The organism is Glaciimonas sp. CA11.2, from assembly GCF_034314045.1.
Lineage (GTDB): Bacteria > Pseudomonadota > Gammaproteobacteria > Burkholderiales > Burkholderiaceae_D > Glaciimonas.
Map to the genome: position 1 here is coordinate 385,007 of NZ_JAVIWL010000001.1, position 17,688 is coordinate 402,694.

The following is a 17,688-nucleotide window of genomic DNA, read 5'->3' on the forward strand; positions in this document are numbered from 1 at the left end:
ATCGTTCAACGCACTTATATAGTGACACAACATGGCGATGCTGCTGCCGCATTCATCTAACCGCAGGATGTCGGCAATTAACTAAAAACCAAATCGCCCTGCTCTCCTTTTTCTGGTGCAGGGCGATTTATTTACCGAGATTAATACTTGATTGATCTCAGCATTTTATATCAGCTTACTATCGGCTTACTTAAACTTAAGATCGGCCTTTGTCACGAATGCATTGGTGTACGTTTTAGACAGGTCAATTTTTTTATCGGCCAACGTCGGATCGAACGATTCTAGCGTGCGCAATGCAGTAGCGGCGCCTGCGTCCGGGAACTTTCCATCCGGTGAGATCGCTTCACGAACCTTGGTGAACGCTTCAATATAGAGTGCACGATCGCCTAGTAAATAATTTTCAGGGACGGCCTTGACGATATCTTCTGGCGCCGCTTTTTGCAACCACCGTAAAGCGCGCACCATCGCGTTGGTTAAAGCTTGCGTCGTGTTGGGATATTTCTTGATAAAGTCAGCGGAGGCGTACAAAGTCGCCGCTGGCATCGGTCCGCCGAAAACAGCTTCAGTCTCTTTTATTGTGCGTGTATCAGATATGATGCGAATCTCATTTTTTTGCTGCAGCATCGTAATCAAAGGGTCCAGATTAGCAATGGCATCAATCTGTCCTGAACGTAATGCAGACAATGCACCGGCCGATGCACCGACGCCGATATACGAAACGTCAGTAGGCTTTAAACCACCTTTTGCGAGTACGAAATTGCTCATCATACTGGTAGAAGAACCGGGTGCAGTCACGCCGATTTTCTTACCTTTTAAATCAGCAATCGATTTGTAATTCGGCATGGTCTTATTGGAAACCGCCATCACGATCTGTGGCGCACGGCCTTGCAGCACGAACGCCGTAATCATCTGATTTTTTGCTTGCATACTAATGGTGTGCTCGAATGCGCCGGATACGACATCCGCGCTGCCACCAATCAGTGCCTGCAACGCTTTCGCACCACCGGCGAAATCAGAGATTTCAACCTGCAAACCTTCATCTTTGAAATACCCTAGTTGGTCAGCGACCGTCAAAGGAAGGTAATAAAACAAGTTCTTGCCGCCGACAGCAATCGATACTTTCGGCTTTTCTAGTGTTTGCGCAAATAATTTGCTGTTAAATGTAAAATATCCTGCCAAAAACAGGCAAAGTGCGACACCAAACTGCTTCCAGTTAAACTTCATTTTGTCTCCTCAACATCAATGGTTACGTTGTAACGATATTATTTATTCCGCTATGGGAAGCGATGAACTTTGTTTTTTTAAATCCTAGTAGGATTGTGACCACATAATACCGCAGGCATCGCGTTATCTCGCGTTACAAGCTGAAAAGACACATGGTGAGTTTTTTTTATCGTTATTCGGCGACATAAAATGAATACCATCGCCCCTTATGCTGTGTATTAATCAACTACCAGTTAAATCGACAATGTTTAGATCTCTAAGGCTGCACGTGACGAAAAAGCATGTCGACGACGACGAATGATTATCGTTAAGTGGCGCGACGGTCCAACATGGCACGCGCAATAGTACCGGCATCCACGTATTCCAACTCGCCACCAACCGGAACCCCACGAGCCAGGCGGCTAACCTTCAGGCCGCGTGCTTTCATGGTTTCGCTAATGTAATGGGCGGTGGCTTCGCCTTCGTTGGTGAAATTGGTCGCTAACACTACTTCGGCTACGACCCCATTGGTGGCGCGGACGATTAATTTTTCAAGTTGAAGATCCTTCGGGCCAATACCATCAAGCGGCGACAACCGTCCCATCAACACAAAATATAGGCCTTTAAACGTCAACGTCTGCTCGATCATCAACTGATCGGTGGGTGTTTCCACTACACAGAGTAATGACGTGTCACGCTCAGGATCCAAACATACCTCACACAGATCATGCTCGGTGAAAGTATTGCACATTGAACAATGCTGTACTTTTTCGACCGCTTGCATCAATGCGCGACCAAGCAACGCTGCGCCATCACGATCATGCTGCAACAGATGATAAGCCATACGTTGCGCCGACTTCGGGCCGACGCCGGGCAAGTGGCGTAAAGCTTCTGTCAAAAAGGCCAGACTGGAAGGGGTTTTCACATCAGACCTTAAAAACCACGATAGATCTTGCGACCCACCGGTGCATAGTGAAGAATCGGTGGCGGCTTATAGAAATGCTGCATTAGCGTGCGCCACTCTTGATACTGAAACGATTGCATGAAGCCGATCGTGTGGTGTTCTAGCGTCTGCCAGTGCACCAGTAAAATATAACGATTCGGGAGTTCCACGCAACGCTGCAACGCATGCGAAATATAACCCGGCGTGGACATAATCAGTTTTTTCGCCTCCGCGAAAGCCGCTTCAAATGCGGCTTCCTGACCGGGAATAATATCCAGCGTTGCAGCGTTAAGAATCATAGGATGCGGTACTTAAAACGGCATTTTGAAGCCTGGTGGCATACCAGCAGTAAGCCCGGACATTTTTTCTGCCGAGGTTTCTTCTGCCTTGCGTACGGCGTCATTGAAAGCAGCAGCGACCAGATCTTCTAGCATGTCCTTGTCATCAGCCAGCAGGGACGGATCGATCGTCACGCGCTTGACAGCATTTTTGCAAGACATGACTACTTTGACGAGACCGCCGCCAGATTCACCTTCGACGTCGATCAAGCCCAATTGATCCTGCGCTTTTTTCATATTATCTTGCATTGCTTGCGCTTGCTTCATCAAGCCTGCGAGTTGGCCCTTCATCATAATGTTGCTCCTTTAAGTTAATTCAGTGTTGGGAATGACACAAAATCGCACATTGATGGCGATAATTTTTATTGCTATTTAGCAATCTATCCAGCCCATTACGGTTGGGCGATACCAACTGTTTAACTGCTCTTCGACGGCGTTTATAACAATTCCTCCGTCGAAGCAGTTAGCCCAATTTTAAATTGGCTTGTTTTTTCGTCACCCATGTCAATTTTACATTGCCGTGACCTACCGTCCGTGACCTACCGTCCGTGACGATACTGCTCAAGTTCAGGCTTAGCTTCAGGCTAACGGTTTGACCGATCCAGGAACAATCGCTGCACCGAACTCACGAATCATGCTTTGAATAAATGGATCATTTTTTGCGGTCTCTTCAGCTAAACGCTGCCGTTCCGCCTGCTCGCCTTGCGCCTTCACATTCGCGGTGTGACGCACGTTACCAATTTCTGTCTCGACCCGCACCGTGCGACCAAAACGCTCGGTTAACGCCGCAGTTAGTTTATCAACATTAGCGGGTAAGCGTAACGTCTCGAGGGGAATGCGCAGGTAAATTTGAATGGCTGCTCCGGTACTGTCCAAACGCAGCAACTCACTTTGCTGCGCTAGTTGATGTGCAACACCACGTACCGGCAATAGTGCCGCCAAGGTTGGCCAGTCGCCATCCCAGTTCAATGATGGATCTGGATGATAAACGAACGGGTCAGCAGCGGCTTTCTGTGGCAGCGGATTTGACGATGACGATTGCATTGACAGCGCATCCATACTCAACGTTGCGGTTGGCTTGTTTGCCGGTGTTGGCACAGACGGAGTACTTGTTACAGGACGCGCTTCTGAACGACCTGATGTGTGCATGGCGGAAGCGGTACGTGGCTCTGCGCGCGCGTCATAGCTCGATCCGGATGAATCGTTATCCGACAAGTCCATCGGCAGCGGAATATCCTCTTCCCAAGGTGGTGGCGACGATACAGTAGAGGTTACTTTCGGTGGTTGACTTGCCGGTACTTTGATCTCCGGGATCGCCGTCGGCTGAGATCTGACCGGTATCGCAGAATTACTGATTGCCGCGGTAACCGAAGCAGTTGCAGGCGCGGCGGGAGAGGCGCCCGGGCGTTTGCTGGCGAGGCCACCTCGCGCTGCTGCCAATGCTGCCATCGCCGGACTGAGGTTACCATCGACACGTCCTACAGGAGCGCTGGTGGTAGCGGCCTGCGGCGCACTACTTAATCGTGCAGCGGGAATTGACGGCGTCGGAGCGGCGGTTATTGGGGCTTTAACTGCAACCACTGCTGATGAAGCGGGAGTGAAAGTTGATACAGACGGGCGCGATGGCGCAACCGATCGTTGCTGTGCTGCCACTATTCCGGTTCCATCTCCCGATTGTGGCCGAAAAGCCAACATCCGCAGTAAGGTCATTGAAAACCCTGCGTACTCATCCGGTGCTAAGCCAAGTTCATTACGACCATGCACAACGATCTGATAAAACAATTGGATTTCTTCGACATCAAACGCCGCAGCCAGACGCATGACATCTTCGCGCTCAGGCAAATCTTCTGCTAACGCTGCAGGGACGCTTTGCGCCAACGCGACGCGATGCAACAAAGTACCGAGATCTTGCAACGCGGCACTATACGACAAACTGCGAATTGCCATTTCATCAGCAACAGCCAACAAACCGGCACCATCGTTTAGGGCCAAAGCATCTAGCACCCGAATCAAATAGGTCTGATCCAGCGCGCCCAACATTCCCTGCACCGCCTCAAGCGTTACTTTGCCAGCTGCGTAGGCGATCGCCTGATCGGTTAACGATAAGGCATCGCGCATTGATCCGTGTGCGCCTTGTGCCAGAAGGCGCAAAGCCGGTGTTTCGAATTCAATTTGTTCCTGCCCCAGAATATCGTCCAGATGGCTAATGATATGACCCGGCGGCATCTGCTTCAGATTGAATTGCAGGCATCGCGACAGGACCGTTACCGGGATTTTTTGGGGATCGGTAGTAGCAAGGATAAACTTGACATGATCGGGCGGTTCTTCCAGCGTTTTCAACATGGAGTTGAATGCGTGGTTGGTCAGCATGTGGACTTCATCGATCATGTAGACCTTGAAACGGGCGTTTGACGGCGCGTAGACCGCCTGCTCCAGCAATTGCGCCATTTCATCCACACCGCGATTGGATGCTGCATCCATTTCAATATAATCAACAAATCGCCCCGCATCAATCGCCACGCAGGCATCACACACACCGCACGGCTGAGCGGTAATTCCACCGTTGCCATCAATACCCTGACAATTTAAGGCCTTGGCGAGTATGCGCGACAGCGTCGTTTTACCAACGCCCCTTGTACCAGTGAACAAATAAGCATGATGTAGGCGCTGTTGCTCCAGCGCATGCGTCAATGCCCGCACAACGTGCTCCTGACCAACCAGGGTGTCGAAACTTCTTGGGCGATATTTACGAGCTAGGACTTGGTATGACATAGAGTGGCGGGCGCGCATTGCTGGCTGTTAAATTCAGCACTCATTTTACCTTAGAGGAAGCGCTCGCAAGGATTTTAAGAAATGCCGACAAATCTGCCCCGAGTTGGCTCGCTTTTGCGCTGGCACATATAACAAATTCAGACTACGCTAACCTTGCCATGCGTTCAAACATGCAACGTCAGATCAAGCCCGCCAGGAGATGCCATGCAATCGCCCACGCACCAAGTCACTAATCAGGTCAAACCACTGACCGATAACAATTTGTATAACGACGACGCCATATTGACGGCGGGCGTGCAACGCCTGCAAGCTGGCTGGCACGCCGCAGAGCTAGCCCGTTACGGTGCAGAATTGGGTCGCGAAGAAATCTGGGCGTTGGCAGATGCAGCAAATCGTCATGCGCCAGAATTGCAGTGCTTTGACAGTTTAGGTAACCGTATCGATGCAGTCGAATTTCACCCAGCCTGGCATGCGCTATTAGGAATGTTACGTCGCGAAAACTTACACGCCTTGCCTTGGAGTGCGCCCCGCCCCGGAAGCCATGTTGCACGGGCAGCTGGCTACTTTCTCCATGCGCAGGTGGAGGCAGGATCATTGTGTCCAACTACCATGACGTTTGCCTCGATTCCTGTCTTGCAAAAGGAACCAGCCCTGTTCGCTGCCTTGCAAGCCAAATTATATGCGTGCGAACACGACGGTCGCGATCTGCCGCTAGGACAAAAAACGTCCATGCTAATTGGTATGGGCATGACTGAAAAACAAGGTGGTTCCGATGTGCGATCAAACACCACACTGGCTATTCCACTACCCGGAGGTGGCGGTCGTGGTGCAGACTACCTGTTGACAGGCCATAAATGGTTTTTTTCTGCACCGATGTGCGACGCACACATGGTATTAGCACGTACAGAATTAGGATTGAGCTGCTTTTTTGTGCCGCGCTGGCGGCCCGATGGCAACAAAAATACCGTATTTATTCAACGACTCAAGGACAAACTCGGCAACCGTTCAAACGCTAGCAGCGAAGTCGAATTTGAAGATGCCTTTGGCATTATGGTGGGTGACGAAGGGCGCGGTATCGCTACCATCATCGAAATGGCAAATCACACACGCCTCGATTGCGTCATCGGCAGCGCCGGTCTCATGCGCCAAGCGCTTGTGCAAGCATTACATCATGCGCGTCATCGTAGCGCTTTCGGTGCCCCCTTGGCCGAACAGGCATTGATGCAAAACGTCCTCACTGATCTGGCGCTGGAAAGCGAAGCCGCAACACTATTAATGCTACAACTTGCCAGTGCATTTGAGGCACCCAACGATCCCTTACAGCGCGCATGGAAACGCATTGTCACGCCCGCCGCAAAATTCTGGATATGCAAGCGGGCCTTAGAATTCTCAGGAGAATGTATGGAAATCTGGGGCGGCAATGGATACGTCGAAACTGGCCCGATGGCACGTTTTTACAGAGAAGCACCGGTCAACTCAATCTGGGAAGGCTCAGGCAACGTCATGTGCCTAGATGTATTGCGGGCAATCGGGCGCGAACCAGAAGGATTTACCCTGTTACTTGAACATCTGCACAGTGTCACCAGCGGCCATGCTTCTATCGGCGTGATGTTGAGCAGTCTAAAAAACTTACTTTCAACACCGCCGGATCAGCAAGAACGCAACGCTCGCCGATTGGTTCAAACCCTCATATTAACGGTCCAGGCCGCATTGATGGCGCAACATGCCCCGCCAACAATTGCCGACGCATTTATTGACAGTCGTTGCGACGCTGCGGCAGGACGTGTTTATGGGACTTTGAGCAGTGAGATCAACGCGGATGTTCAGAAACAAATCCGGAAGCGGGTAATGCCGTAATCTGAGCATTGATATGTGAAGTAATGGTTTTCGCCAAATAGAGCCTGACGATACTTATACTGGAGCGGATTTTGACACTTCAGACAAAAAAATAGCCCACTATGATGTGGGCTAAGCTCTTGATTTCATTGACTTATACTTGGAGGCGGGGGTCGGGATCGAACCGGCGTAGACGGCTTTGCAGGCCGCTGCATAACCACTTTGCTACCCCGCCATTCCTTGAAGTCAACAAGTAACAACAGTATCGGAAAATTTGCCAACTTTCCTGCTAGCACTACCATTCCTAAACTATCGGAACAGACGCACATTCTAATGCTGGTTTAAAACTGCATTAGGTCCATTTACATCTATCAACATGGCTGATAGATGCTAGCTCGGACATTAAAAAAGGAAGCTTTTTGAGCTTCCTTTTTTGAATTTGGAGCGGGAGAAGAGGCTCGAACTCTCGACCTATACCTTGGCAAGGTATCGCTCTACCAACTGAGCTACTCCCGCATTTTCTTTTGTATCCGCTACGCTGCTCTGCAACATCTACTGGAGAGACGCCATTATAGATGGTCTAAAAATGATGTCAAGCATTTTACAAAAGGTACTTAATAAAAATTCGACGCATGGTTTTTACTGCGCTTTTTCTTTAATCAGCGGCCAAGCCTTACGCAGGTAATAGAACATTGACCAAACCGTCAGTACGGTTGCGATCAACATCAATCCATGCCCAAGAAGCCGGATATCAACGCCGAATAATTTGCCGGAATACAGCAGAACTGGAATCGCAGTCATTTGGGCGGCTGTCTTAATTTTCCCTAGTGAACTAACCGCTACCGATTTAGACGCACCAATTTGTGCCATCCATTCGCGCAACGCGCTGATGGTGATTTCTCGTCCGATGATGATAAACGCAATGATCGGACTTACCCGATCCAAATTAACTAACACTAACAACGCGCCGACGACCATTAATTTATCGGCGACCGGATCTAGAAATGCGCCAAATGCCGAAGTTTGATTCCAGCGACGAGCGAGAAAACCATCGAACCAATCCGTCAAGGCTGCCACGATAAACACAATGGCCGATCCTAGCCCGATATCCGTAGCAGAAAACCCAAAATCAGGGAGATAGAACACACCAACTACCAGCGGAATGAGCGCAACGCGTAGCCAGGTCAGAAGAATAGGAAAATTAAAGGGCATAAATTATATTTAATGTTATCGCCATGAGACTAAGGGCTTAACTCTGCGTCCCACGATATTGAAACGCAAAATGCGCTGAGCAAGACCAAATTTTAGCCAACTTTCCTGCCAATAACGCGCTATTGGTCAAGAGATTGGTAAAACACGGATCGTTTAGTTCATTTTGCAGCCAATTCCTCGCAGGAGCGCAGAGCCGATCCGACAATCTTCTGGCTTATTGCTCGGTATGCTCTGTGACCAGCACTAATTATCTAGGAGTATGGCTGCAGTTGGGAAATAAAACACGGATAAACCGCCTTAATCGATTTTACGCAACAACTTAGGTCAATGGAGTTGACGATAAATATCTTCAGCCAGTTGCCGCGAAATACCCTCCACAGAAGCTAAATCATCAACACTGGCATCTGCCACCGCTCTGAGTCCTCCAAAGCGTGCCAGCAGCTTTTGGCGTCTCTTTGCACCAACGCCCTCTATCTCCTCCAAACGAGAGGTTTGACGTGCTTTAGCACGTCTAGCGCGCATGCCCGTGATGGCAAAACGATGTGCCTCATCGCGAATCTGGGCGATTAACATCAACGCAGCAGATTCTTTACCTAATTCGCGCGGCGTACGTTCGTCAGCAAAAATCAACGTCTCCAGACCTACTTTGCGGCCCTCGCCTTTAGCAACGCCGACGATCAGACTAATATCCAACCCAAGTTCGGTCAGCACTTGCCGCGCCATTTCGACCTGACCTTTGCCACCATCAACCAACACGATATCGGGCATCGTACCGCCGCCATTGGCAACTTTCTCGTAACGTCGCATCAATACCTGGCGCATCGCGGCATAATCATCGCCCGGGGTAATGTCCTTAATGTTATAACGCCGATATTCGCCATTTTGCATCGCGTGATGATGGAACACAACACACGATGCCTGCGTTGCTTCGCCAGAGGTATGACTAATATCGAAACACTCCACGCGAAAAGCATCCACATCTGGAATATCGATAGTCAGGACATCGACCAATGCGCGTGTTCGGGCCTGCTGTGAACCCTGCTCCGACAACAGACGGGTCAACGAAATTTCTGCACCCTTTTGTGCCATGTCCAACCATTGACGACGTTGGCCTTGCGGTTGGAACACCAGATTAATACGATGTCCACATTGCGCCATCAATGCCAGCATTAATGCCGGTTCGTCGATATCGAGATTCAGGATCAATGTGCCTGGAATAAAAGTATCAATATAATGTTGTGCCAGAAAAGCCTTCATGACGGAAACATCAATTGCTTCATCAGCGCCAATCAATGCGCTCTCGACATGCGTGGGGAAATATGCCCGATCCCCAAGATGGCGACCGCCGCGCACCATCGCCAGATTGACGCAGACGCGACCGCCTTGCACAATTGCGGCAATAATATCGATGTCGCTATCACCAACGATTTCCATACTCTGCTGGTGTAATACTTTAGATAAAGCACTAATCTGATTGCGTACTACAACCGCTTGTTCAAATTTTAATTCAGCCGCAAACGCGTGCATTTTTTGATCTAGTGTCGCCATCACTTCGGTTTGACGACCTCGTAAAAATTTGGCGGCATTGTCGACATCAACGGCATAATCCTCACGCGTGATCAGATCGACACATGGAGCACTGCAACGCTGGATCTGATGCAGCAAACAAGGCCGTGTTCGATTGGCAAATACCGAGTCTTCGCAGGTTCGGAGCAGAAAAACTTTCTGCAAAATTTGTATCGATTCTTTTACCGCCCATGCGCTGGGGAATGGGCCGAAATATTGATTTTTTTTATCGATTCCGCCACGGTAATATGCCATACGCGGATATTCCTGGCCACTAATCTTGAGATACGGATACGACTTATCATCTCGAAAAAGAATGTTGTAGCGCGGCTGCAAAGACTTGATTAAATTGCTTTCAAGTATCAATGCTTCAGCCTCACTGCGCGTCACAGTAGTCTCTAATCGCGCAATTTTCTGCACCATCATTGCGGTCCGTGGACTAGCAAGATTTTTCTGGAAATAACTGGAGACGCGCTTTTTTAGTTCGCGCGCTTTTCCAACGTACAAAATATTGTCGGCAGCATCGAAATAGCGATACACGCCGGGCAGATTCGGCAATTTGGCAACCGTGTCTAAAACGACTGCCATTGGATCGGGTATCTCGGAATCAATCATATTTTGAACTATTTAACATTGCTACCGCACTGGCACTCAAGCGGGAACGAGTGCGATAACCAACTTCTTGGCAGCCCGGTATTCAGCATTTTTTTGTAGCTCATCCCATTCCAGCGCGATACTCTGCGGCACCAACGTTGTCAGACGGGCCGCACTGGCTTGCGATGCCGGACTAGCTTCGAGACGCAGGCCAGCCAGCAATTCATCAGCTTTATCGGGAGAGTTACAAATCATCACGACATCGCAGCCAGCGTTTAAGGCTGCATTTGCGCCCTCTAACACTGTACCAGCAGAACTAGCCGCAGCCATGCTCAAATCGTCGCTAAAAATAACACCGTTAAAGCCAACTTCTTCGCGCAGTATCGTCAGCCATTTTTTTGAAAATCCGGCTGAATGTGGATCTACTTTTGGATAAATCACGTGCGCCGGCATCACCGCCGATAAACTCATTCCGAGCCAGTCATATGGCTTGACGTCCTCTTCCATAATCTGCCGCAATGACCGCTGATCAAGCGGAATCGAGAGATGCGAATCGCCTTCTACAAAACCATGACCTGGAAAATGTTTTCCGCAGTTTGCCATCCTGGCTAACCGCAGTCCATGGCTCAAGCTTTTTGCCAATAAAGTCACTACGCGTGGGTCACGATGAAAGGCACGCTCACCGATCACGGTAGACCCACCATAATCAAGATCGAGCACTGGCGTGAACGACAAATCGATTCCGCATGCCCGCAATTCTGCGGCCAGCACAAAACCGACCGCCGTAGCCAGTTTGGTCGCGCCTAATACATCGCGGTCCCAATACTCTCCAAGCGCGCGCATTGCGGGTAGGCGTGTAAATCCATCTGTTCTGAAACGCTGCACGCGTCCGCCTTCATGATCTACCGCAATGAGTATATTCGGACGGGCTGCACGAATAGCAGCAGTTAACGCCGTCAGTTGCGCCCTATCCTGAAAATTGCGCGTGAAGAGAATGACGCCGCCTGTGAGCGGATGTTGAATCCTTCGAATATCATCCGCAGTCAGGCTGATGCCGACGACGTCGAGCATTACTGGCCCCATTGGCTGTCGTGGCTGACTGTCGCCATCGGTTTCAATTTTTACTTTATCAATCATTACCTGATCAATTTCGACATGACCAAGCTGAAGTTGATCAATCAAAAGATGATCAGTCATTAGCGTGCTGTCTTGCTGATCCGCATTTGAAACTATTACACTCATACTCATATTTTTTCCACAATGACAAAAGCGACCGCATACTCAACTTCGTCAGTAATCGACACCTGCGCGGTCAGACCGTTCTTCAACATAAATTCTTCCAGAACACCGCTGGTGACGACCACAGGCTTGCCGCCAGGTGCATTCAACGTCTGCGTCGCGCGCCATGTCATCGGCATTCTCAGACCTATTCCGATGGCCTTGGAAAATGCTTCCTTTGCCGCAAAACGCGTCGCTAAAAATCGAATACCGCGTGCCGCTATCTTAGCTTTTCGATGATGGTATTTTACGAGTTCTTCAGGCCCCAGAATTTTTTCCGCAAAGCGGTCGCCATGACGCGACAACGCCGCTTCAATCCGTGGAATCTGAATAATGTCAGTACCAATGCCGTAAATCATGATGTCCTTTTACATTCTGTTTAGCCGCGATTTAACTGTGACGATTCAACCGTGCCTTCACCATCAATGCTTTCATTTCACTGACCGCCGCTTTCCAACCAACAAACACCGCGTGCGCCACAATCGCATGCCCGATATTGAGTTCAGCGATGTCTGGTATCGCGGCAATCGCCTGGGCATTGGTGTAATGCAAACCATGGCCTGCGTTCACCTTCAACCCACGGATAACGCCTTCCTGGACTGCCCGCTGGACGCGCTCAAGTTCGCTACGCTGTTCGGTAGCTTGATGCGCTTCTGCATAGCGCCCAGTATGCAGTTCGATGACTGGTGCGCCGACTTCTGCCGCTGCCTGAATCTGATCCACATTGGGATCGATGAAAAGGCTCACGCGTATTCCCTCGGCTTGCAGTTGACGCACAGCGGACTGCACTTCGGAAAAATATTTGATGACGTCGAGGCCACCCTCGGTTGTCAATTCGTGTCGCCGCTCCGGTACCAGACACACATCTTGCGGTTTAATTTTGCAAGCGAAATCAATCATCTCTTGCGTCACGGCCGCCTCCAGGTTCATCCGGGTACGCAACAAGGGACGAATGATCTCGACGTCTGCGTCCTTAATGTGACGACGATCTTCCCTGAGATGCAATGTGATTGCATCCGCCCCAGCTTCTTCCGCCTCCAAGGCGGCCCGTAGTGGGTCCGGATAGGTTGTGCCACGCGCATTACGTAATGTTGCGACATGGTCGATATTAATGCCGAGGTCAATGACCGTTGGGGTGGGATTAAGATAGCTCATCAGTTTATGGGGTAGCAGATGGAATTAGTGGGTAGATATATTGGGCAGAGATGGTCGGTAAATAAATAGACAGTAGAATTAAAGCATAATTCAAAAGTACACCGACCTAACCGCTCTGTCATGAGTTTTGACGCAAAGAGGTCTGCACCGTAGAAGATGAAGGTCGGACAGATAGCGATGGTGGCTCCACAACGGTGGTGACAACAGCGGCAGCGTCCGAAGTTTGCGGAGCAACCCGAGCGCGCGAAGTCAGCAAAAATAAAGCAAGCGCCCCGGCCAGTAGCCCCCAGAACGCGGAACCAATACCCGCAAATGAAACACCGGATGCGGTAACTAGAAAAGTAATTAATGCAGCCTCACGCTGACTGTCATTCGACATCGCTACCTTAAGGCCATTCGCGATAGTTCCAAGTAGCGCCAGCCCCGCAATTGCCAGTATCAGTTCTTTTGGAAACGCAGCGAATAATGCCCCCACTGTTGCGCCAAATACTCCCACCAGCAAATAAAATATCCCTGCGAAAACACCAGCCCAATACCGTTTTTGTGGATCTTCATGCGCTTCTTTGCCAGTACAGATTGCTGCCGTAATGGCGGCCAGATTCAGTGAAAAACAACCAAATGGCGCGAGCAGAAAATTGGTTATTCCAGTCCACGTAATGAGTGGAGAAATCGGCACATCGTAACCCGAAGCGCGCAGCACCGCGACGCCTGGTGCGTTCTGTGATGCCATATTGACGACAAATAAAGGAATCCCTATACCTATCGCCGTTGCCCACGAAAAGGTCGGCATCGTAAATACCGGTTGGGCGAAGGCGATATGAAAATTCTCGAAATGCAATAAGCCCTGTTTCGCCGCAATCGCTATGCCAACTCCCAGTACGAGGATGATGGCATAACGTGGAATCCAGCGCTTGCACAACAGATAAGCAATAAACATGGCGAAAACCAACCAAAATTGCAGCTTCATAGCAACAAAAACATCCATGCCGAAGCGCACCAGAATACCGGCCAGCATCGCTGCGGCTATCGATAATGGAATTTTACCCATTGCCCGCTCGAACCAACCTGTCACGCCGCATATGATGCAAAGTGCTGCTGAAAATAAAAATGCCCCAATCGCCGCCGACATCGGTACGCCAGCAAGGCTGGTGATCAACAGCGCTGCGCCTGGCGTTGACCACGCGGTAACGACTGGCGTCTTGTAGCGCAATGACAAACCGATGCATGTGACGCCCATTCCCAATCCAAGCGCTAGCATCCATGAGCTAATCTCAGCGGGTGTCGCACCGGCAGACGCGGCGGCCTGAAACACGATAGCTGCCGAGCTGGTAATGCCGACCAATACGGTGATGAAGCCAGCAGCCAAAGTGGACCATGGGAAATTTTTCATTCGCATTTTCTTGTTGTCTTACAATTGCATCAAATCAATCAAAATCTGGCGCGTATTTAACGGTGCGCCCCCCAAATGATAGGCCAGCAAAAATCGCATTAATACTTTGCTCTGCGCCTGCGTGTTGATATCACTGTAATCCTCGCGCGCCATATCCAGCAATGTTTTACCGCTAACTGATGGCCAGCTATCGGATAGCCGCGCCACCCTAGGTCCGCGCTCCGGATCGACCACATACAGGAGATCGGACTCGACACGCTGCCGACTACCGGTACAGATCGTAAAATCCCCGGAAACCCCGGTTTCTTTCAATAATGCGCGTTCAAACTGCCGCAAGACGATCGGTGCTGGCTCCTGATGCGCCAACTTGTTTAGCGTGACGACGTAATGATTAAACAAAGTTGGATGGGCGTCGTCCCGCGCCAACAGCTTTACCAGAAGTTCATTAAGATAAAAACCACATAATAGCGCTGACTTTTCCAATGGCAACATCCCGCCAACCCATTCGGCAGCGGTTAATGTACGGATTTCGGATTTGCCGCTCCAGCTGAGAGAAAGAGGTTGGAACGTTTGCAGCACACCACGCAGTTTCGACAGCGGACGCTTCGCACCTTTGGCTACCAAAGCAATCCGTCCATAATCGCGCGTAAATACATCCAGTATCAGACTGGTTTCGCGATGCGGATAACTATGCAGAACAAAGCCAGGTTGCCCCGCAATCCGCGACTCTGCAGAGGGACGAGTAACGCGCTTAGTTGCGACCGCGGCGGCGGCGGATGATTTTCCGCCATTAGGGGGAGTTGAATGTTGAATTGACGGTGAGTTGGCAATCAATCCAGGAGAAGGTGCAGATTCGGTTGTTGCGGCTATTGTGGTTGCACTATTTGCCAAACCAGAGGACGCGTTCTCGACAACAGCAACAAGTGTAGAGTCCGCCACCACGGTAGACAATTGTTCCGCGTGGACAGTAATTGCCTCTATAGCCGCATCAACACTGGTGGCACTCATACCGACGTCTTACTCGTAACCGTAGGCGCGCAATCCGGCTTCGTTATCGGCCCAGCCGGATTTTACTTTTACCCAAATTTCCAGATAAACCGGACCACCGAAAAGGCGCTCCATATCCAGACGGGATTGTGTCGAGATATCTTTCAAACGCGCGCCCTTTTGACCGATTACCATCGATTTATGCGTATTACGCTCAACCAGAATCGCGGCAAATACACGTCGCAAATTACCTTCCACCTCAAACTTTTCGATAAGAACAGTACTGGTGTAAGGCAACTCATCGCCAACAAAACGGAATAACTTTTCGCGCACGATTTCAGCGGCTAAAAATTTTTCGCTACGATCGGTAATGTCATCTTCGCCAAACACCGGCGGGTTAAGCGGGAGATATTTACGCGTCTCCGCTTGCAAGTTTTCCAACTGAAACCGCAGTTTGGCAGACACAGGCACAACCGCGGCAAAATCCCGTAACGCCGCAATTTTCTGGGCGAATGGCAACAACACAGCTTTGTCTTTAACGCGGTCTGACTTATTAATTACCAATATGCAAGGCACGCTAGCGGGTAAGAGCTCAAGCACTTGCTGGTCGGCTGGTCCAAAAGTACCAGCCTCAATCACAAACAAGATGACATCTGAAGCCGTCAACGTCGTCGTGACAGTGCGATTCAGCGTTTTATTCAATGCATTTGAGTGACGGGTCTGGAAACCAGGCGTGTCCACATAGACAAATTGCGTATCGGGCAAAGTTTGGATGCCGGTAATGCGGTGTCTGGTGGTCTGCGCTTTGCGCGAAGTGATACTCACTTTGGCACCGATAAGTTCATTCATCAACGTCGATTTACCAACATTGGGACGACCTACTATAGCGATGTAGCCGCAACGAAAGTCGGATGCGGGTGCCTGGGATACGGATTCTGTCATGCGGTTGTCGATTTACTCGCGGTAAGTGGTAAGGTATTTAGAGCTATTTTTAAAGCCATTAACGACGCGCAGCAACGGTAACTTTAGTACCGACTGTTGCCGTCGTAGTTGAGGTCGTTGTTGCCGCGCCCGTTTGCGCTGGTTGCGCTTTCGATACTACAGAAACGTCTGCGACGATAACTGGTGTCAAATTGGCAGGAAGCGCCGCCGCCTTAACAGGATGTTTTACAGCCTCGCTTTTAACAACATCCTTTATTGATACTGGCTTTGACAGTGCCACTTCCTTACCGGGCGCATCAGGCTGAATGGTAGCAATCCCAGCAAGTTTCAATTGGGAGGTTCTAGGCTTACTTTTTCGCGTCGCACCCGGTGTTTTTATAAAAGCTTGTTGCACTGCTTCCAAAGCTAATTTTGCAGCCGCTTGCTCACCTGCGCGACGACTTCCTCCGGTGCCAAATACTTGAATTTCTAATTTTGGAACGAGACATTCAATTTCGAATTCTTGATTATGCGCAGCTCCATGCGTCGCCACTACATTATATTGCGGTAAAGCAATTTTCTTTCCTTGCAGATATTCTTGCAATAACGTTTTAGCATCTTTACCCAACGTCTTTGGATCGACGGTATCTAAAATAGGAATATACAAGGCCCGTATTGCATCGCGCGCGACATCGAAACCAGCATCAAGGAAAATCGCGCCAAACAACGCCTCCAACGTATCTGCAAGAATGGAAGGACGGCGAAAACCACCAGACTTGAGTTCGCCTTCACCCAATCGCAAAAATTGAGACAACTCCAGGCGTTGTGCAATTTCATATAACGATTGCTGCTTTACCAAATTAGCACGCACCCTGGACAAGTCACCTTCATCAATTTTGGTATAGCGGTCAAACAACAACGATGCGACAACGCAATTCAATATCGAATCGCCTAAAAACTCTAGCCGCTCGTTATGCAAGGTGCTATGACTGCGGTGCGTCAAGGCCTGCTGCAACAACGTAGCATCCTTAAATGTGTGGCCAAGCCGATTTTGCAATAATATAACGTCCATTTGGTCTACGACTTACTCCATCAATCGATGGTTTTTTTGCTAGACGAACTAGCGGTTGTTCCAGAATAGTCAATTAACAAGCTGACCGGTGCAACGATCGAAATTATTTTTCTATACGCGAAGTTAATTTCAATATCCTCGCCATTTTTGGTAATGTCCAGATCTTTACCGTGGATTGCATCGATATAGCCCACTTCGGTTTGACGATCAAATGCGTCGCGAATTTCTTTTACAGTACCGCCGCTTGATTTAACAGTTGCAACTGCTTTTTTAATCGATGTATATTCAATAATAGTAGGAATAACTTTTGCAGAAAGGACGACAATAAATCCAAGAATTGCTAACCAGACAATTAAGCCAAACAACGTAATACCCCGTTGCTGCCTCCAGGCATTCCTTGAATTTCTTGTCATTCATCGCT

General features: G+C 49.6%; 16 protein-coding genes and 2 tRNA genes. 1 reads left to right on the forward strand and 17 read right to left on the reverse strand.

The window, feature by feature from the left end:
* Positions 1 to 186 precede the first annotated feature (186 nt).
* The 5 genes from RGU75_RS01615 to RGU75_RS01635 form a co-directional block, all read right to left on the reverse strand.
* Positions 187 to 1,224 carry an ABC transporter substrate-binding protein gene (locus tag RGU75_RS01615; RefSeq protein ID WP_322232510.1) on the reverse strand — a complete coding sequence of 346 codons (1,038 nt, stop codon included), beginning with the start codon at positions 1,222 to 1,224 and terminating at the stop codon, positions 187 to 189.
* A gap of 307 nt (positions 1,225 to 1,531) precedes the next feature.
* Entirely contained in the window at positions 1,532 to 2,128 is a 597-nt protein-coding gene (gene recR, locus RGU75_RS01620; protein WP_322232511.1) for a recombination mediator RecR, read from the reverse strand.
* An 8-nt stretch (positions 2,129 to 2,136) separates the two neighbouring features.
* On the reverse strand, positions 2,137 to 2,445 hold the full coding sequence (locus RGU75_RS01625) for an antibiotic biosynthesis monooxygenase family protein (protein ID WP_322232512.1): 309 nt from the start codon (positions 2,443 to 2,445) through the stop codon (positions 2,137 to 2,139).
* A 12-nt stretch (positions 2,446 to 2,457) separates the two neighbouring features.
* A complete protein-coding gene (locus RGU75_RS01630; protein WP_205321753.1) occupies positions 2,458 to 2,778 on the reverse strand; it encodes a YbaB/EbfC family nucleoid-associated protein in 321 nt (106 codons plus the stop codon).
* Positions 2,779 to 3,063: 285 nt separating this feature from the next.
* Positions 3,064 to 5,256, reverse strand: a complete 2,193-nt coding sequence (locus RGU75_RS01635; protein WP_322232513.1) for a DNA polymerase III subunit gamma/tau — start codon at positions 5,254 to 5,256, stop codon at positions 3,064 to 3,066.
* Positions 5,257 to 5,460: 204 nt separating this feature from the next.
* On the opposite strand from RGU75_RS01635, the gene RGU75_RS01640 reads away from it, so the two are divergent.
* Complete coding sequence (locus RGU75_RS01640) at positions 5,461 to 7,113, forward strand: isovaleryl-CoA dehydrogenase (protein WP_322232514.1); 1,653 nt, start codon at positions 5,461 to 5,463, stop codon at positions 7,111 to 7,113.
* Positions 7,114 to 7,253: 140 nt separating this feature from the next.
* Here RGU75_RS01640 and RGU75_RS01645 read toward each other — a convergent pair.
* From RGU75_RS01645 to RGU75_RS01700, 12 genes are all read right to left on the reverse strand, one after another.
* Positions 7,254 to 7,327: transfer RNA gene (locus RGU75_RS01645), tRNA-Cys, on the reverse strand.
* Between the two features lie 205 nt (positions 7,328 to 7,532).
* Positions 7,533 to 7,608, reverse strand: a tRNA-Gly gene (locus RGU75_RS01650).
* Between the two features lie 123 nt (positions 7,609 to 7,731).
* A complete protein-coding gene (gene pgsA / locus RGU75_RS01655; RefSeq protein WP_322232515.1) occupies positions 7,732 to 8,304 on the reverse strand; it encodes a CDP-diacylglycerol--glycerol-3-phosphate 3-phosphatidyltransferase in 573 nt (190 codons plus the stop codon).
* Between the two features lie 324 nt (positions 8,305 to 8,628).
* Entirely contained in the window at positions 8,629 to 10,485 is a 1,857-nt protein-coding gene (gene uvrC, locus RGU75_RS01660; RefSeq protein WP_322232516.1) for an excinuclease ABC subunit UvrC, read from the reverse strand.
* 36 nt (positions 10,486 to 10,521) lie between these two features.
* Positions 10,522 to 11,535, reverse strand: coding sequence for a beta-N-acetylhexosaminidase (nagZ, locus tag RGU75_RS01665; RefSeq protein ID WP_322240159.1), 1,014 nt, complete (start codon positions 11,533 to 11,535; stop codon positions 10,522 to 10,524).
* Positions 11,536 to 11,708: 173 nt separating this feature from the next.
* On the reverse strand, positions 11,709 to 12,101 hold the full coding sequence (acpS, locus tag RGU75_RS01670) for a holo-ACP synthase (RefSeq protein ID WP_322232517.1): 393 nt from the start codon (positions 12,099 to 12,101) through the stop codon (positions 11,709 to 11,711).
* Between the two features lie 31 nt (positions 12,102 to 12,132).
* On the reverse strand, positions 12,133 to 12,897 hold the full coding sequence (pdxJ, locus tag RGU75_RS01675; protein ID WP_322232518.1) for a pyridoxine 5'-phosphate synthase: 765 nt from the start codon (positions 12,895 to 12,897) through the stop codon (positions 12,133 to 12,135).
* A gap of 118 nt (positions 12,898 to 13,015) precedes the next feature.
* Positions 13,016 to 14,287: a benzoate/H(+) symporter BenE family transporter gene (locus RGU75_RS01680; RefSeq protein ID WP_322232519.1), complete on the reverse strand. Its 1,272-nt coding sequence runs from the start codon at positions 14,285 to 14,287 to the stop codon at positions 13,016 to 13,018.
* A gap of 18 nt (positions 14,288 to 14,305) precedes the next feature.
* Positions 14,306 to 15,295: a DNA repair protein RecO gene (gene recO, locus RGU75_RS01685; RefSeq protein ID WP_322232520.1), complete on the reverse strand. Its 990-nt coding sequence runs from the start codon at positions 15,293 to 15,295 to the stop codon at positions 14,306 to 14,308.
* A 9-nt stretch (positions 15,296 to 15,304) separates the two neighbouring features.
* Positions 15,305 to 16,216 carry a GTPase Era gene (era, locus tag RGU75_RS01690; RefSeq protein ID WP_322232521.1) on the reverse strand — a complete coding sequence of 304 codons (912 nt, stop codon included), beginning with the start codon at positions 16,214 to 16,216 and terminating at the stop codon, positions 15,305 to 15,307.
* 58 nt (positions 16,217 to 16,274) lie between these two features.
* Complete coding sequence (rnc, locus tag RGU75_RS01695) at positions 16,275 to 17,267, reverse strand: ribonuclease III (RefSeq protein WP_322232522.1); 993 nt, start codon at positions 17,265 to 17,267, stop codon at positions 16,275 to 16,277.
* A 20-nt stretch (positions 17,268 to 17,287) separates the two neighbouring features.
* Positions 17,288 to 17,680, reverse strand: a complete 393-nt coding sequence (locus RGU75_RS01700; RefSeq protein WP_322232523.1) for a DUF4845 domain-containing protein — start codon at positions 17,678 to 17,680, stop codon at positions 17,288 to 17,290.
* Between the last annotated feature and the right edge of the window lie 8 nt (positions 17,681 to 17,688).

Excerpts from the sequence above, each read along its gene's own strand:
- RGU75_RS01615 (WP_322232510.1), bottom strand. The coding sequence starts at position 1,224 with ATGAAGTTTAACTGGAAGCAGTTTGGTGTCGCACTTTGCCTGTTTTTG.
- RGU75_RS01625 (WP_322232512.1), bottom strand. The coding sequence starts at position 2,445 with ATGATTCTTAACGCTGCAACGCTGGATATTATTCCCGGTCAGGAAGCC.
- RGU75_RS01630 (WP_205321753.1), bottom strand. The coding sequence starts at position 2,778 with ATGATGAAGGGCCAACTCGCAGGCTTGATGAAGCAAGCGCAAGCAATG.
- RGU75_RS01635 (WP_322232513.1), bottom strand. The coding sequence starts at position 5,256 with ATGTCATACCAAGTCCTAGCTCGTAAATATCGCCCAAGAAGTTTCGAC.
- RGU75_RS01640 (WP_322232514.1), top strand. The coding sequence starts at position 5,461 with ATGCAATCGCCCACGCACCAAGTCACTAATCAGGTCAAACCACTGACC.
- pgsA (WP_322232515.1), bottom strand. The coding sequence starts at position 8,304 with ATGCCCTTTAATTTTCCTATTCTTCTGACCTGGCTACGCGTTGCGCTC.
- uvrC (WP_322232516.1), bottom strand. The coding sequence starts at position 10,485 with ATGATTGATTCCGAGATACCCGATCCAATGGCAGTCGTTTTAGACACG.
- nagZ (WP_322240159.1), bottom strand. The coding sequence starts at position 11,535 with ATGCTCGACGTCGTCGGCATCAGCCTGACTGCGGATGATATTCGAAGG.
- acpS (WP_322232517.1), bottom strand. The coding sequence starts at position 12,101 with ATGATTTACGGCATTGGTACTGACATTATTCAGATTCCACGGATTGAA.
- pdxJ (WP_322232518.1), bottom strand. The coding sequence starts at position 12,897 with ATGAGCTATCTTAATCCCACCCCAACGGTCATTGACCTCGGCATTAAT.
- RGU75_RS01680 (WP_322232519.1), bottom strand. The coding sequence starts at position 14,287 with ATGAAAAATTTCCCATGGTCCACTTTGGCTGCTGGCTTCATCACCGTA.
- recO (WP_322232520.1), bottom strand. The coding sequence starts at position 15,295 with ATGAGTGCCACCAGTGTTGATGCGGCTATAGAGGCAATTACTGTCCAC.
- era (WP_322232521.1), bottom strand. The coding sequence starts at position 16,216 with ATGACAGAATCCGTATCCCAGGCACCCGCATCCGACTTTCGTTGCGGC.
- rnc (WP_322232522.1), bottom strand. The coding sequence starts at position 17,267 with ATGGACGTTATATTATTGCAAAATCGGCTTGGCCACACATTTAAGGAT.
- RGU75_RS01700 (WP_322232523.1), bottom strand. The coding sequence starts at position 17,680 with ATGACAAGAAATTCAAGGAATGCCTGGAGGCAGCAACGGGGTATTACG.